Annotated in this window: 14 protein-coding genes and 1 tRNA gene; 2 read left to right on the plus strand and 13 right to left on the minus strand. The window is 43.4% G+C overall.

The annotated features are described in order from the left end of the window. Window positions 1-108 precede the first annotated feature (108 nt). The 13 genes from rfbH to QZ367_RS09625 form a co-directional block, all read right to left on the minus strand. Window positions 109-1440: a lipopolysaccharide biosynthesis protein RfbH gene (gene rfbH, locus QZ367_RS09565; RefSeq protein WP_291940097.1), complete on the minus strand. Its 1332-nt coding sequence runs from the start codon at window positions 1438-1440 to the stop codon at window positions 109-111. Continuing rightward, window positions 1437-2366 carry an NAD(P)-dependent oxidoreductase gene (locus QZ367_RS09570; protein WP_291940099.1) on the minus strand — a complete coding sequence of 310 codons (930 nt, stop codon included), beginning with the start codon at window positions 2364-2366 and terminating at the stop codon, window positions 1437-1439. Before QZ367_RS09570 ends, rfbH begins: the two co-directional genes overlap by 4 nt. After that, complete coding sequence (locus QZ367_RS09575) at window positions 2363-3148, minus strand: aldolase/citrate lyase family protein (RefSeq protein WP_291940100.1); 786 nt, start codon at window positions 3146-3148, stop codon at window positions 2363-2365. Before QZ367_RS09575 ends, QZ367_RS09570 begins: the two co-directional genes overlap by 4 nt. 2 nt (window positions 3149-3150) lie before the next feature. Then, entirely contained in the window at window positions 3151-4224 is a 1074-nt protein-coding gene (locus QZ367_RS09580) for an AroB-related putative sugar phosphate phospholyase (cyclizing) (protein WP_291940103.1), read from the minus strand. Next, the gene (locus QZ367_RS09585; RefSeq protein WP_291940105.1) at window positions 4221-4889 is read right to left on the minus strand and encodes an SDR family oxidoreductase; all 669 of its coding nucleotides are present in this window, start codon (window positions 4887-4889) and stop codon (window positions 4221-4223) included. Before QZ367_RS09585 ends, QZ367_RS09580 begins: the two co-directional genes overlap by 4 nt. Before the next feature lie 2 nt (window positions 4890-4891). After that, entirely contained in the window at window positions 4892-6682 is a 1791-nt protein-coding gene (locus QZ367_RS09590) for a thiamine pyrophosphate-binding protein (protein WP_291940107.1), read from the minus strand. Next, a complete protein-coding gene (gene rfbG, locus QZ367_RS09595; RefSeq protein ID WP_291940108.1) occupies window positions 6679-7779 on the minus strand; it encodes a CDP-glucose 4,6-dehydratase in 1101 nt (366 codons plus the stop codon). The genes QZ367_RS09590 and rfbG overlap by 4 nt, the downstream gene beginning before the upstream one ends. Before the next feature lie 3 nt (window positions 7780-7782). Further along, complete coding sequence (gene rfbF / locus QZ367_RS09600) at window positions 7783-8556, minus strand: glucose-1-phosphate cytidylyltransferase (protein WP_291940111.1); 774 nt, start codon at window positions 8554-8556, stop codon at window positions 7783-7785. A 233-nt stretch (window positions 8557-8789) separates the two neighbouring features. Next, entirely contained in the window at window positions 8790-9311 is a 522-nt protein-coding gene (gene infC / locus QZ367_RS09605; protein ID WP_005871062.1) for a translation initiation factor IF-3, read from the minus strand. After that, window positions 9308-11131 (minus strand): threonine--tRNA ligase, encoded by a 1824-nt coding sequence (thrS, locus tag QZ367_RS09610; protein ID WP_291940114.1) that lies wholly within the window; start codon window positions 11129-11131, stop codon window positions 9308-9310. Before thrS ends, infC begins: the two co-directional genes overlap by 4 nt. A 102-nt stretch (window positions 11132-11233) precedes the next feature. Further along, the gene (locus QZ367_RS09615; protein ID WP_291940116.1) at window positions 11234-12433 is read right to left on the minus strand and encodes a multidrug effflux MFS transporter; all 1200 of its coding nucleotides are present in this window, start codon (window positions 12431-12433) and stop codon (window positions 11234-11236) included. Beyond that, on the minus strand, window positions 12417-13154 hold the full coding sequence (locus tag QZ367_RS09620; RefSeq protein ID WP_291940118.1) for a spore coat protein: 738 nt from the start codon (window positions 13152-13154) through the stop codon (window positions 12417-12419). The genes QZ367_RS09615 and QZ367_RS09620 overlap by 17 nt, the downstream gene beginning before the upstream one ends. 263 nt (window positions 13155-13417) lie before the next feature. Next, a tRNA-Glu gene (locus QZ367_RS09625) sits at window positions 13418-13492 on the minus strand. Between the two features lie 77 nt (window positions 13493-13569). On the opposite strand from QZ367_RS09625, the gene QZ367_RS09630 reads away from it, so the two are divergent. After that, on the plus strand, window positions 13570-14064 hold the full coding sequence (locus tag QZ367_RS09630; RefSeq protein WP_291940120.1) for a hypothetical protein: 495 nt from the start codon (window positions 13570-13572) through the stop codon (window positions 14062-14064). Between the two features lie 363 nt (window positions 14065-14427). After that, window positions 14428-15282 carry a deoxyribonuclease IV gene (gene nfo, locus QZ367_RS09635; protein WP_291940122.1) on the plus strand — a complete coding sequence of 285 codons (855 nt, stop codon included), beginning with the start codon at window positions 14428-14430 and terminating at the stop codon, window positions 15280-15282. Window positions 15283-15691: the final 409 nt, after the last annotated feature.

The following is a 15691-nucleotide window of genomic DNA, read 5'->3' on the forward strand; positions in this document are numbered from 1 at the left end:
TTGTAAATCAAACATATAGCAATGCAAAATAACAAAGATAGTTTTAAGACGGCTTTATTTGACATATATTTTCTCTTTCTAAATTCTACTACTGAATTGAATTATATTTTAGCTTTTTGCTGATATAAATTCTTTAATTACTTTTATGATGTATTCTATCTTCTCGTCGCTCATTCCGGGATATACACCGACCCAGAAGCTATCATTCATTATCTTATCGGTATTTTTTAACTCGCCTGAAATTTTATAATCTACTCCGAGTTTTAGCTCTGCAAATAGCGGATGCTTGATCATATTGCCCGCAAATAAATTTCTTGTTTGCACACCCGCCTTCTCTAGATGCTCGCTAAGCTCATTTCTACTAAATTTTGCCCCGTCCGCAACCGTCATCATAAAGCCGAACCAACTAGGCTCGGAATGCGGCTGAGCTTTAACTAAAATAAGCTCCCTTATAGCTTTCAGCCCGTCATAAAGCTTTTTAAAATTTTGCCTACGGCGCTGCACGAAGCTAGGGAATTTCTCTATCTGCGCACAACCTACGGCAGCTTGCATATCGGAGGCTTTTAAATTAAATCCGAAGTGCGAATAAACGTATTTATGATCGTACCCGAGCGGTAGCTCACCAAATTTTTGCGAAAAGCGCCTGCCACAGGTATTATCTACGCCGCTCTCACACCAGCAATCGCGTCCCCAATCACGCATACTTAGCATAATTTTTTTAAGCAGCGGATTGTTTGTGTATGTGGCGCCGCCCTCACCCATCGTCATATGATGAGGCGGGTAGAAGCTGCTTGTGCCTATATCCCCCCATGTGCCGGTAGGCTTACCGTCATACAGAGAACCCAGCGCGTCGCAGTTATCCTCGATAAGCCACAAATCATGCTTATCACAAAATTCCTTCACGGCTTTTATATTAAAAGGATTTCCCAGGGTATGAGCTACCATGACGGCTTTTGTTTTTTGACTAAGCGCAAGTTCAAGTTTCGTATGGTCTATATTAAAATATTCAAGCTCCATATCGACAAAAACGGGAACGGCACCATATTGCACGATAGGCGCAACCGTCGTAGGAAAGCCTGCCGCTACTGTTATGACTTCGTCGCCCTTTTTTATGCGGCGCTCTTTTAGAAGTGGCGAGGTAAGTGCAAAAAATGCAAGTAGATTTGCGCTGCTTCCGCTATTTACCAAAAATGCCCATTTTACGCCAAGCATTTTGGCAAATTCTTTTTCAAATTTTTTAGAATATGCGCCATATGTGAGCCAAAAATCAAGTGAACTATCTACTAAATTTACTATTTCGTGCTCATCAAAGACTCTGCCTGCGTAATTTACGCGACTTTTGCCAGGCTCAAATTTAGCTCTCTGCACCGGCTCATGAACCAGCCTATAATACTCTTTCGTCTTTTCTAAAATTTCAGCTTTTAATTCTTGCGGGGTCATTTTTTGCCTTTCCAAATTTCATTGATTTTTCCCAAATATGGATCTTTTTTTATGGTATCTAAGTCTAAGCTAGCAAAATTTTGTTTAAAATATCTGTGAATTTTACCGATCGCTTCCGAATGCGGCGTAAGCTTGAATTTATCTTTCATTTCGGATTTTAATAGGCTATTGTCGGAAGTGTATTCGTTATTTAGCCCTTCATTTAGCACGCTTATCTCGGATTTAAAATCGCTCGCCTCATTTACCAGCGCAGCCAGGCTAAGCAGATCGATTTTCGTACCGCTGCTTGCATTGTAAATTTTATGTCGTGCATCATTTTCTATATAAAATTCCACTACGTTTAGTAGATCCTCAACATACATATAATCAAAAAATACGTTTTGATTTATCGTGATGGGTAGGTGCAGTAGGTTTTTTACTACGGCATTTGTGATAAATTTATAGCGGTAATTCTCCATCTCGCCGTAAATTCCAAATAAACGAAGCTGGATAATATTATCCGCGCAATCCTCAATGTAATGCGACGTGATAGCTTTGTAAAAACCGTATTCATCAAGCGGAAGCGCCTCTTTATAATCATCCTCGCGAGCATTTATTATCGGCTTGTGCTTGCCGTACTCTGCACCGCTTCCAAACGATATAATCTTTGCAACCTTATTTTTTTGCTTAGCAATATTGAAAAAAATCCGCAAATTATATTCGGTCACATTTATCATATCCAGCGTATCGCGACCGCCGCCGCGATTAGCTAGATGAACGATAGTATCGATTTTATGCGCACGGACAAAATCGTCAACTGCGATTTCGTCAGTCAAATTTAACTCGCTACTTTTTGGAGCGAAAACATTAAAATTACCATTTAGTGCAAGACGCTTTTTTAGATGCGATCCAATAAAACCGCCACCGCCCGTGATGAAAAGATTCATCTAGCGCTTAGCCTTTTTTCAAGCATTTCGATTCTTTTCTCATCCTCGGACTTGATTCTGTGATAATACCTACGCTTGCTCTTAAGCCAAGCTAATTCAAATTCAACGCCAGCTAAAATTCCGGCTTCCATATTGTTTACAGCATCTTTGCAATATACGATCTTTCGCGTTTCGTATTTATCAAGTAGTCCTTTGGAAATGAGATATTTAATAAAATCGCATGACTTCGCGGATATGGCTCCACCTAAACCGCATTTTAATCCCTTAGCTCTCGCTTTAGTAAAAATATTTTCACAATGTTTTAGCATTTCATCGCTATCTGCAAAGCTTCTATCTTTACCCATCGAACTTGTAAAATCGACTCTTCCGATTGTTACGCCAGAAAGAGTATTTATATTAGGCAAGGATAGAATATCATCAAAATTATCATAGCAGGTTATAGTTTCTACATTAATCGCAAATTCTATGTCATTGCGATTATCCTCAGCAACAAAAGTGTTTATAGCTCCCAAAAATTTACTAACGGCAAATTTTGTTTCTGCCATCGGCGCTATGATACCATTTACACCTAGAGTAATAGCGTTATATATATCGGTTACCGCTTCGACGCCTCCGATTTTCATAATAATAGGAAGCCCAACTTTAGAAGTAATATCTTTTAGTCTACAAAGTTCCTCCTGCCTACTACCTTCATTTTCATATTCCGCCTTAATTTCAAAAACGCCATAATCATTCTTGAGCCTTTTTAAAATTTCGATCATCTCGTACTCTAAAGTATTCATAACTACTCCTTTATCAAAATAGACTTTGTCATATTAAGCGCCGTAAAAAATTCTTCATCCGTTACGTCTGCAACTTTCGTCATCTTAAACTCGCTATCTGGAATTATCACGGTTAGAAAATCACCTATCCGTTTTTTATCGTTTTTCATAGCTTGTAGTAAAATTTTCGCATCCATATGTGCCTCGCACAATTTTAAAGGAATGTACGGCAATAAGATATTTTTATTTATGTAATCAAATAGATTGCTATTAATCAACTTTCGCATTAAAGCTATAGCGTTAGCAAAAATAACACCTATCGTTACAGCAATACCGTGCGGAACGAAATATTTCGATGAAGTCTCAAGCGCATGGCCAAAACAATGGCCATAATTCAGCATATTTCTTCTGCCAAGATCGAATTCGTCCCCCAACATATAACCAAGTTTTATTTTCATATTTTCCTTTATAACAGAGACACGACATTCTTTTTTAGTAGCTAAATTTCTTATTGTCTCTGAGATAAGATCAAAATTTTTTGGATAAACTTCCTGCATTAATTGAAATTTTATACACTCACCAAGTCCACTATAAAAATCCAGCTCAGTCAAAGTATCTAAAAAATCGGTATTAATATAAATTTTTTGTGGCGGATAGAATGTGCCTATCAAATTTTTGTAACTACCATAATTTAATGAGGTTTTACTACCGATACAACTATCTGTTATCGCTAAAAAAGTAGTCGGTATAAAAATCCACTTCAACCCCCTATACAACGTAGACGCGACAAATCCACTTACGTCCTGCGTTATACCGCCGCCTATGGATACAAATGTCAAATTCCTCTTGGCGGCCTTGCCAATTAAAAAATCATAAATTTCACAAACAGATTTATAGGTTTTGTTTTCTTCGATCGCGTCAAAAATAAAAATATCCTTTGAATCAAAAGATTTAAATTTAGCCTCATAAATTTTAAAAACATTCTTATCTATTACTAAAGTAAAATTTTGCCCTCTAGCTAATTCATCTAAAAATTCCCATACCCCTTCAAAATAGACATCATAGTCTCTGATATTTGATTCGATCTTTAAGCTCATGCCAAAAATCCTCCGTCTATTACTATCACTTGTCCGCTTATATAGGAGTTTTCCTTGCCGATCAAGAATGCTACCAGTTTTGCTATCTCGGAAGTCTGCGCAAATCTACCGAGCGGAATTTCTTGTTTGATTTTGACTTGTTCGGCAAGTGGAACATTTTGCCTCGTTAGATCCGTATCGACATACCCCGGGGCTACGGAATTTACTAAGATATTAAATTCTCCAAGTTCTCTAGCAAGCGCTTTCGTAATTCCATTTATACCGAATTTGGTGATTGAATAAAGAGTCCTGCGGGCCTTTGATCTCACCCCCCAAATGGAGCTGATATTTACGATCTTTCCGCCTTCATTGCGCCTCATAGACACAGAGGCAAATTTTGCCAACGATATAACAGACCTTAAGTTAACGTTTATCATATCATCAAATTTTTCATCATCAATCTCATCTAAAGATGCCAGTATGTTTATCCCTGCGCAATTAACCAAACCGTATATGTCTAAATCGGAATTTTTAGCTATATAACGCACTACGCTATTTTTATCATTTAAATTTAGTTCCTTTGAGCTTGGGGTTATACAATTAAATCCAACGCTAGTTAATTCGTCGGCTATAGCCTTGCCAATCCCTCTACTAGCGCCCGTTATTAAAATATTTTGTTTTTCCAAAATTATTCCTCCACCGGCCTTACTATCATATTTTTATAAAATTCCTCTCGCGGCAAAAACGGAAACATATCTTCAAGCGGCTTTGAGATCATTTTGCCATCAGGCTTTATCTCAGATGATAATTTTGGCTCCATTTTTTCAGTAGGCGAGAGCATTATTTCGCAAACTACCGCACCGGGTTTGGATAGAATTTTCTCCAACTCCCTTTTTAAATTTAGTTGATTTTCTATCCTGCAAGCTTCAAAGCCATAGACCTCTGCTAATTTTACGATATCGGGAAAGCTCACGCCGCTGTCTTTATCCGAGCCTACCTTGTGTCCTTTGAAAAAGTTATTTTGAGTATTTCTAATAGAAATATAACCTGCATTATTCAGCACAAAAATTTTGATTGGAAGCCTATGATGAATTATGGTCTGAAGCTCTTGAATATTCATCTGCAAGCTGCCCTCTCCAGTGACGCATATAGTATTGCCCTTGCCGTTTGCAAAACACGCACCGATTGCGGCAGGTAGATCATATCCCATCGAAGCGCAGCCGGAATTGACTACGACTTTTTGATTTTTATATAGTTTCAAGCTCTGATATGACGAAACACACGCCGTGCCGTTGCCAAAAACATAAACTAAATCGGGCTTATCGCTTGATAGAATATCAAAAAAATTATACGAATCTACACAACCCTGCACCACCTGCCTAAAAGGCTCGATCGTAGGATAATTTTTTCTATAATTTTTGCAAATTTCAAGCCAAGATTCAAAATCCGGTTTGTTTTTCAGTGCAGATCGTAAATCCGATACAAAGGCCTTCGCATCGGATTTAATCTTAATATCTGCAGCAATTGTTTTTTTGTTTAGTTCGTTTTCGTCGATATCGACCAAAATTTTTTTTGCTTCTCTGCCGAAGAATTCCCAGTTATAGCTAACTGCACGGATATTTAATCTAGCGCCTACGGCGATGATGAGATCGGAATTTTGCACGACAAAATTTGCCGCCCTATTGCCGATAGTGCCATATCTGCCAAAAAACAGCTCGTGGTCATTTCTAACGATATCGTATCTAGCGAAAGTACCGATAACGGGGATTTTTAAAATTTCGATTAGTTTTAGAAATTCTTCGTTAGCGTCGGCAAGCGTTACGCCGTTACCTACAATGATAACGGGGCGTTTAGCAGCTTTTAACGCATCTAAAACCTGCGGGATTTTTGTGTCAAACTTCGGCGCTTCGGGGATTTCAAATTCTATCAGATCTGCTTCGTCCACCATCGCGCCTTGTATGTCTAGCGGCACATCCAGCCATACGGGTCCGGGTCTGCCGTGCTTAGCCTCATAAATAGCTTTTTGCAGATGAAATTTTATGCTATTTTTATCCGTTATCATTACGGCGTATTTTGTGATAGGTCTTACAATATCAATGATATTAACCTCTTGATCGCCGAGCTGACGCAAATTTAGCTTGGGTTGCGAAGCAATGGTCGTTTGAAATTTCACCTGCCCCGATATGATCATAGTAGGGATCGAATCCACCCAGGCACCGTAAACGCCAGTAATCGCGTTCGTCCCGCCAGGGCCTGTGGTAACATACGCGATACCGATCTTATTTGAGACGCGTGCATAGCCCTCTGCAGCTATCGCGCAAGCCTGTTCATGATGATTGCAGACATACTCTAAATTTTCATTTTTGCCAAGCGAATCTATCAGGTGCATATTGCCGCCACCCGAGACCATAAATACGGTCTTTGCGGTATCTTCGTGTTCGGCTATAAATTTTGCTATAAAATCGCTAACTTTTATCATCGCATCATCTCTTTTACGTAGTCGTTTAAATTTTGCTCGGTATCGATTGTGCCGTTTTCGTAGAAATTTTTATACCATTTTACAGTTTTTTCAAATGCCGTTTCGCTGTCCCAAACGGGCTTCCAGCCAAGCAGCGCACGCGCTTTAGAGCAATCAAGCTTCAATAAATTTGCCTCATGCGGCTGATCCGCGTCGGAGCTGATTTCAAATTCTATCTTATCCCAATATCGCTTGGCGCTTTTCAATACATCAAGCACTCTAATCGCACCATCGTCACTAGGTCCGAAATTCCATGCGCTGCCGAACTCCTTTCGCCCTTCAAGCAACTTTTGCCCCACGAGCAAATATCCGCCAAGCGGCTCGAGCACGTGCTGCCAAGGGCGTGTCGCATGCGGATTGCGGATCGTTACCGCTTCATTTTTAGCTGCTGCGCGCATAACATCGCAAATCAATCTGTCTTGCGCCCAGTCTCCACCGCCTATAACGTTACCTGCGCGACACGTAGCAAGCAGCGTTTGATGCTTTGCGCCGTAATCTTTTTCATTAAAAAAGGAGTTTCGATATGAACTAGCCAGAAGATCCGCGCAGCCTTTCGACGAACTATATGGATCATATCCGCCCATAGGATCGCTCTCGCGATATCCCCAAACCCATTCTTTATTTTCATAAGCCTTATCACTTGTGATATTTACGATCGCGCGAACGCCTGCTTTTCTACAAGCTTCAAGGACTTTTAATGTGCCGATGACATTGGTTTCGTAGGTTGTGATAGGATCGGCATAAGATGGGCGTACGAGCGCCTGAGCGGCAAAGTGAAATACAATGTCTGGTTTATAAGCTGCAAAGACTTCGTTTAATTTAGCAAGATCCCGTATGTCGCCCATTATCTGGACGATATTTAAATTTAAAAGTCCTATATGATTTGGCTCTGTAGGCGCCGGAAGCGAATAGCCTATCACTTTCGCACCCATGCGCTCCAGCCACAGACTAAGCCACGAGCCCTTAAAGCCGGTATGTCCGGTAAGCAAAATGGTTTTGCCCTTATAAATCCCGGAATATAAATTTTGTACTTCTTGTGTTGCTACCACACTGTTCATAAACTACCACTTTTTCCAAGGGGCATTGCCACTATCCCATAGCTTTTCTAGCACTTGCTTATCGCGCAAAGCGTCCATCGGCTTCCAAAAGCCACAGTGTTTGAAGGCGCAAAGCTCGCCGTCTTTAGCTAAATTTGAAAGTGGAGCCTGTTCAAACACCATCGCATCACCATCAGCAATATAATCAAAAACTTTAGGCTCACACACAAAAAAACCGGCATTTATCCAATTTCCGTCACCTTTAGGTTTTTCAAAAAAAGATGTAATTAAGCTTGAATTATTAATATCTAAAGCACCGAATCTACCTTCCGGCTGAACCGCCGTCATGGTGGCAGATTTACCATGAGACTTATGAAATTTTACCAATTCATCTATGTTCACATCGCTAACGCCGTCACCGTAAGTAAGCATAAAACTCTCATCCCCCACATACTCCTGCGCGCGCTTGATTCTACCGCCAGTCATAGTATCTAGCCCGGTGTCAATCAAAGTAACTTTCCAATCTTCGCTTAAAGTTTTATGAATCTTCATATTATTATTTTTGATATCAATCGTTACGTCGCTTCTATGCAGGAAATAGTTTGCAAAATATTCTTTTATATAATAGCCTTTATACCCAAGAAGCACCACAAATTCATTAAAGCCATAGTGGCTATAAATTTTCATAATATGCCATAATATCGGTCTGCCACCAATCTCAACCATTGGCTTAGGTCTGATGCTAGTTTCTTCGGCAAGCCTAGTGCCAAAGCCGCCAGCTAAAATTAAAACCTTCATATATTCATTTCCTTTGTTTACTTCCTTTATAGCAAGTCGTCGTAGAGAGAATTTATTTGTCTTTAATTTTATCAAAATAAAACTTAGATAAGAATAACGATTAGATAAATTTTAAACTCCCTCACCTTTTATTTCTAATGTAATATTCTTTAACCAGGAGCAAACTTAAAATAGTGGAATTTTAAATTCCACTATTTTATCGCTGCGATTTTTATAGCATAGCTGAATTTACGCTACGCCTTTTTCGGCGTGATCAGCATATTTACGTAGCGGCCCTCCAGCGCAGGCGCCTTATCGCGGTCGGCAACTTCTGCAAAAAATTCGTCCCAAATTTTATTGAGCAAATTTACGCCGATTTCCGGGCTCGACATCTCGCGCCCTTTTAAAAATACGCGAAGCTTGACGTGCTTGCCGCTACTAAGGAATTCTTTCGCGTGTTTTACTTTGTAATTAATGTCGTTTTGAGCGATTTTGGCGGACAGCTTGATCTCTTTGACCTCGATGATTTTTTGCTTTTTTTTCGCCTCTTTGAGCTTTTTTTCCTGCTGATAGCGAAATTTGCTGTAGTTCATGACCTTGCAAACGGGCGGCTTTGCATCGGGCGCTATCAAAACCAGATCCACACCCTCTCGCTCGGCGATTTGCAGCGCCTGCGCCTTTGAAATTATGCCGTAAACCTCGCCGTTGTCGCCTATGCACCTGACTTCGCTAGCCGGAATGTCCTCGTTTAGAAAAACCTCTTTTTCTCTGCTCAAAAATTCACCTCGTTTAATTTAGCTTTTACGAAATTTAAAAACTCATCCAGTCTTAAATTTCGCTGTTCGCGCGCCCTGCGATCGCGCAAGGCCACGCTGCGAGCCGAAACTTCATTATCGCCTAGGACGATGATGAGCGGCACCTTCTGCTTTTCAGCCGTTCTGATTCGTTTATTTAACGTCTCGTTTTTATCTAAAATTTCGCCGTCAATGTCTGCTTCGCGCAGCAAATTTAAAATTTCTTTCGCGTAGTCTGCGTGCGCCTCGCCGATCGGCACGATCGATACCTGCGTAGGACAGATCCAAAACGGAAGTTCGCCCGCGGTGTGCTCGAGCAAAATCCCCACGAAGCGCTCGAAACTTCCCAAAATCGCGCGATGCAGCATCACGGGCTGCTTTTTTTCATTATTTTCGTCGATGTAGCCAAGCTCGAAGCGCGCAGGCAGGTTAAAATCGACCTGCACCGTGCCGCACTGCCATTTTCGACCGAGCGCGTCGGTGATTTTGATATCGATCTTAGGTCCGTAAAAAGCGCCGCCGCCCTCGTCTAAGCCGTATTTTAAGCCTTTTTCGTCAAGCGCGTCTTTTAAGGCTTTCGTCGCGATATCCCAAACCTCGTCGTCGCCGACCGCCTTTTGCGGTTTGGTCGAAATTTCAAGCTCGTATTCAAAGCCGAAAGCTTTCATTAAAAGCTCGACGAAATCTAAAATTTCATAGACGTTTTCTTTGATCTGGCTCGGCATCACAAACAGATGCGCGTCGTCCTGCGTAAACTCGCGCACGCGGAAAAGTCCGTGCAATACGCCGCTTTTTTCATGGCGGTGCACGACGCCGTACTCGCAAAATTTAAGCGGCAGATCGCGATATGAGCGGATCTCGCTTTGATAAACCTTGATGTGACCGACGCAGTTCATCGGCTTGATGCCGTATTCTTGCTCCTCGATCGTCGTAAAATACATATTTTCTTTGTAGTTGCTGTAATGCCCGCTGATCTTCCACGCGTCGGATTTTAAAATTTCAGGACCGCGCACCGGCTCGTAGCCGCGCTTGCGAAGCTGCCTATAAAGGCGCTCCTCGAGCTTTATGCGCATCCTCGTGCCCGCAGGAAGCCAGATCGGAAGTCCCGCGCCGATCTGCTCGTCAAAGGTGAAAAATTTCATCTCGGCTCCGAGCTTTCGGTGATCGCGCTTCTTGGCTTCTTCTAACATCGTAAGGTGCTTTTTAAGGCTATCTTTGTCGGCAAATACGACGCCGTAGATGCGAGTTAACATCTCGCGCTTTTCATCGCCGCCGAGATACGCTCCCGCAATGCGCGTAAGGGCAAAATTTTTCAAAAATTTCGTATTTTGCACGTGCGGGCCGCGGCAGATGTCCTCAAACTCGCCCTGTGCGTACAGGCTAACCGGGCCGTCGGGGATGCGCTTTAAAACTTCCTGCTTAAGATCGTCGTTTGCATATTTTTTTGCGACCGCCTCTTTAGTGGAAGCTATCTTTTTAATCTCTAAATTTGCCTCGGCAAGCGCGCGCATCTTTTTTTCGATCACCTTTAAATCCTCTTCGCCGAGCTTCTCGCCGCCATTTTTGCTAACGCGCATATCATAGTAAAACCCATCCTCAATCGCCGGTCCTACGAAAAATTTAGCGCTCGGATAGAGCTCGCGCACCGCCTGCGCCAAAAGGTGCGCACAGGAGTGGCGGATCACCTTTAGCGCGTCCTCGGAGTTATCGAAATATATCGGCTGCGCCTCACTTGCGCGCTCGCCGATACTTTGAGTATCGTAAATTTCACCGTTAAGTTTATATGCGATAATATCGCTCATTGGCTTGTTTCCTTTTTTACCGAATTGTCTTTCTTACACTGAAAGAACGAGAGCTAATTTTAGCTAATCAATCCTTAACGATAAATTTAAAAAATATTAAAATTAAAATTTTTGATTCTTTTCTCGCAATAAAAAATACACGGCGTTCGCACAAAGAGCACAAATCGCCATCACACTTGCGAGCAAAAACGGCTTATTCGCTCCCACTGCACCCACGATAAACGAAATAGCCCCGGCAATAGCAAACTGCGCAGTCCCCAGTACCGCCGAAGCTGCGCCAGAGTTGCCGTCCTTATACAGCGCCATCGCAAGCGTCGTGGCGTTAGGCGCGACAAAGCCGAGCGATGAAAGCAATACGAAAAGCGAAGCCTCAAAGCAGATGAAGGGAAGGCCAAGCATAGAGCATGCGAGCAGAATCAGGCTCATCACGAGCATCGCTATTAGACCGAAATTTAATAAAGCGGCGGGTTCGCGATTTTGCACGAGTTTGGCATTTAGTGCCGAAACAAGAGTCATTCCAAGAGCGTTTATGCCAAATATTACGCCAAAGGCATGCTCGCCCAGCCCATAATAGCCCAAAAATATGAAGCTAGAGCCCGTGATATAAGCAAAAAGTGCGCTCATCGCAACCGCAAATCCTAGCGTATAGCGCATAAATTCTTTATTTCGCAAGATTATGCCGTATTCGCCAAGCACGCCTTTTACGCTAAGTGTAGCAGTCCTGTCTATCTGAGCGCTCTCGTCGAGTCCGAAAAATATAAATGCAAAAAGCAAAATTCCAAGCGCAAACAAAATCGCAAAAATCGCTTGCCATGAGAAAAAATCTAGCACAAATCCACCTAGAGTTGGTGCTAGCATCGGCGCTAGCGAGCCTACGACCATCATCAGCGCAAACATCGCCGCAGCCTCGTGCAGTTCGAATTTATCATTAATTACGGCTCGCGCAAGTACCACTCCAGCGCACCCACCCAAAGCTTGCAAAAATCTAAAAAATATAAACGCGTAAACGCTATCAAAGCTCACGCAAGCAAGCGACGCACATATAAAAAGCAAAATGCCCGCATATAACGGCTTTTTACGACCAAATTTATCGCTTAGCGGCCCATAAACGAGCTGTCCTAGCGCAAAAGCGATGAAAAAACTCGCAACCGATAGCTGAGTGTAAAACTCGCTCGTAGCAAAGCTTGCCTTTACCTTTTCCAGCGCGGGCAGATACATATCGGTCGAAAGTGGCGCCAGAGCGGACATATAGGCGAGTATAATCACCAGCTTAAATTTGGCGAATTTACTTTGTTTGACCATCGTTTTCCTCAATTATTTTTAGGCAGAGCTCAAACGTGCGCACGAGCGCGTTTAGATCTTTAAATTTTTGCGGCAAGAGCCTGGCGATAAAATATATCGGACGCAGTGCAAGTACCGTAGCCCACGCACTTCGCACTACGTCCTGCTCGCCGCTTGAGGCGTAGGCGTGGATGCCTACGCGCACCAAACCTTCGCTCAGACCTTCGCGACAAAGATCATAGACAAACAGCAAAAAATCTCGCATTTTGGCTTTTTGCAGATCACCGCGCTCGCCGCGATTTTCAAAATCTATAAATTTCATCTCGCCGTTTTTTACTAAAACGTCGCGCAGCGCGGGCCTACCGTGTATGAAGCCGCGCGAATGCAGCTGTGCTAACGCCGCAGCGTAGCCCTGAATGAGCGCCACGCAAGCCGCCTCATCCGAGCTTTTTAGCACCTCGTCCACCGGCGTGCCGCCGTCTTTGAGTACGAAAAAGTTCTCGTTTCGCAGCACCGGCTGCGGCACAGGCGCGCCGGCTGCGTACAGGCTCTCGCATTTTAGCGCTTCGTAATCGAAAGCGGCTTTCGGATTTGCTTTGAATATTTTCGTAAGCAATCCACCGCGGATGCGCAACTCCGGCTGCTTTAGCCAGTATTTCTCACCCTCGAAACTAAAGCTCGTGACGCGCTCGCCAGGATGATTTTTTAGAATTTCATTTACATATTCTTTAAAATTTTGCATTCAATAAATTTAGCGAATTTTTTTTAGAAAGAGCTAAATTTGCGAGTTTTATTTCATTAAGTTCCATATGTCCGCATAAAATTTATTACGTAAATTCGGCGGGGATAAATTTTAAAATTATCAGGTAGAATTTTTATTGCAGTCTTGGAATTTTGTAGCGCAGGAGGCAGCAAAAGCGCATAATTTTGAAATTTAGCAGTTAGATAAAATTTTAGAATTTTACAAAAACTAAGATTTGTGTCAAAAAATTTTAAAACTAGAAGTGGTGACCCCTACGAGATTCGAACTCGTTTTACCGCCGTGAAAGGGCGATGTCCTAACCGTTAGACGAAGGGGCCACTTAATCTGATATTAAGATTAAAGGCGGTATTCTACTCAAGACGCACTTAAACCCAACTTAAATTAAGGATTATTTATGAAATGCTCTTTTCTGGCGCCGCTTGCACTTTCGCTTCTGCTCGCAGGCTGCGCTACCACCGCACTCAAGCCCGCTTCCACGCAAGCTGTAAATTTCACCGTCATTTCGCCGCTTACTCGCACCAGCGACGCGGGCTTTATGCGTAAATTTAAGAACCAAACCGAGGTTCAAATTTACGCAAGCGGCATCAGCGTGCTGAGCCTGGTTTTAAAAGGCGATAAAATTTGCATGAACGGCGCGTGCGACGACGAGCTCGTTTTCAATAAAAAATTCTTCGGTGCCGAGCACTACCGCGGACTTCTGGGCGAAATCCTAGACGGCAAACCGATCTTTGGCGGTAGCGACACGGGCGAGCGCCATTGCCTCGCGCAAAGCCTGCAAGATGGCTCTATCGATTATAAAGTTTGCCGCGGCAAGGACGGCGGCGGAAGATCAATAAGCTTCGCCGACGCAAAACGCGGCGTAAAGATCAAAATCCGCGAGCTGCAGTAAAATTTCACGCGGCAGGCATTTACAGCACGCAAGATATATTACTCCGCAGGGCGGCGCGAGCAAATCGCGAACGAATAAAACGCGCGGTGAGATGTCTGTAAGTGCGCGGAAATAATGCGCTTCGGTCGCCGCTTCAAAACACGGCGCGAGCGGTCAAAATTCCATTACTCGGTGGGGTAGTTTTCAGCTTGTGCAAACGGCGCGGTTTTATTGATGTTCTGCACAGGCTCTTCGCGGCGAAATTTACTAAGCAGCGCGTATGTGCGAAAGAAAAAGCGCGCATTTAAATTTAAAAAATCCGCGCACGGCTCGGGTTTATGAAATTTTGCCGTACGCGGCGTAAAATAAAATTTAGGAGGTAAAATGAAGCGGATCGGAGCGCACGTGAGCGCTAGCGGCGGGGCTTCTAACGCGCCGTTAAACGCCGCAAAGATCGGGGCGGACGCGTTTGCGATGTTCGTCAAAAATCAACGCAGATGGGATGCGCCGCCGCTTAGTGCAGAGGAGATCGCCGCATTTAAGGACGCGCTGAGGCAAAGCGGCATCCGCGCGGAGCATGTCTTGGTGCACGACAGCTACCTCATAAATTTGGGCCATCCGCGCGAGGCGGAGCGCGAGAAGTCCCTAAACGCCTTCATGGACGAGATCCGCCGCTGCGAGGCGCTCGGGCTTAAGCTTTTGAACTTTCATCCGGGCTCGCATCTAAATGAAATTTCAGCTCAAGTGTGCCTGGATAATATCGCAGGGGCGCTAAATTTCGCCATCGCAAACACCAGTGGCGTCAAGCTCGTGCTCGAAAATACCGCGGGCCAGGGCTCCAATCTCGGCTATGATTTCGCTCAGCTCGCTTACGTGATCGGCAAAATTTCAAACAAAGATCGCATCGGCGTCTGTATCGATACCTGTCACGCGTTCGCCGCAGGATACGACCTCCGCAGCCCACAGGCCTATGAGCGCACGATGAGCGAGTTTGACCGCGCGATCGGCTATAAATTTTTAAGCGGCATGCACCTAAACGACACGAAAAACGAGCTTGGCGTGCGCAAAGATCGGCACGAGAGCCTCGGGCGCGGATTTTTGGGGCTCGCGGCGTTTGAAAACATCATGAACGACCCGAACATCGACGAGATCCCGCTGATTTTAGAAACGATCGACGATAGCCTCTGGGCGGAGGAGATCGCACTTTTGCGCAGTATGCAAGGACGCCGCAAAGCCTAATCGGGCGCCTTTTGCGCCATGTAGAATTTATCTCATTTCGCTTTAAAGTGGCGCCAGCGATAAGAGCCTTATGCCGTGCAAATTTAACATCGTGGGATTTATCGCTTAAATTTTAACAAGCAAAAATAATGAGGAACTTCGCGCTAAAAATTCTGCGCCGTAAAAAGTCGCGAAATTCTACGACGAAAACACAGCACCAGAGCAAAAGAGCAAAATTTTTATAGAAAAACGCAGTGTCGCGGCAGAAATGAAAAATTTTACGCTGCATAATTAAAATTTTCAAGCAAGATTTTTAAAGCGATGCGGCGGCAAATTTTAAAATTCTATCGCTACGATATTTCAAGGCTCAGCGCCAGATTCGAAGCTCTAGGAATTTTAAAATTCTAAATTCCACATCAAAAAATTGGCG

Origin of the sequence: Campylobacter sp., from assembly GCF_019423325.1 — a bacterium.
In the GTDB taxonomy this organism is placed as follows: domain Bacteria; phylum Campylobacterota; class Campylobacteria; order Campylobacterales; family Campylobacteraceae; genus Campylobacter_B.

Coding starts and splice junctions, on each gene's coding strand:
- QZ367_RS09580 (WP_291940103.1), bottom strand. CDS start 4,224: ATGAGCTTAAAGATCGAATCAAATATCAGAGACTATGATGTCTATTTT.
- QZ367_RS09575 (WP_291940100.1), bottom strand. CDS start 3,148: ATGAATACTTTAGAGTACGAGATGATCGAAATTTTAAAAAGGCTCAAG.
- nfo (WP_291940122.1), top strand. CDS start 14,428: ATGAAGCGGATCGGAGCGCACGTGAGCGCTAGCGGCGGGGCTTCTAAC.
- QZ367_RS09570 (WP_291940099.1), bottom strand. CDS start 2,366: ATGAATCTTTTCATCACGGGCGGTGGCGGTTTTATTGGATCGCATCTA.
- QZ367_RS09615 (WP_291940116.1), bottom strand. CDS start 12,433: ATGGTCAAACAAAGTAAATTCGCCAAATTTAAGCTGGTGATTATACTC.
- QZ367_RS09630 (WP_291940120.1), top strand. CDS start 13,570: ATGAAATGCTCTTTTCTGGCGCCGCTTGCACTTTCGCTTCTGCTCGCA.
- rfbG (WP_291940108.1), bottom strand. CDS start 7,779: ATGAACAGTGTGGTAGCAACACAAGAAGTACAAAATTTATATTCCGGG.
- QZ367_RS09620 (WP_291940118.1), bottom strand. CDS start 13,154: ATGCAAAATTTTAAAGAATATGTAAATGAAATTCTAAAAAATCATCCT.
- rfbF (WP_291940111.1), bottom strand. CDS start 8,556: ATGAAGGTTTTAATTTTAGCTGGCGGCTTTGGCACTAGGCTTGCCGAA.
- thrS (WP_291940114.1), bottom strand. CDS start 11,131: ATGAGCGATATTATCGCATATAAACTTAACGGTGAAATTTACGATACT.
- rfbH (WP_291940097.1), bottom strand. CDS start 1,440: ATGACCCCGCAAGAATTAAAAGCTGAAATTTTAGAAAAGACGAAAGAG.
- QZ367_RS09590 (WP_291940107.1), bottom strand. CDS start 6,682: ATGATAAAAGTTAGCGATTTTATAGCAAAATTTATAGCCGAACACGAA.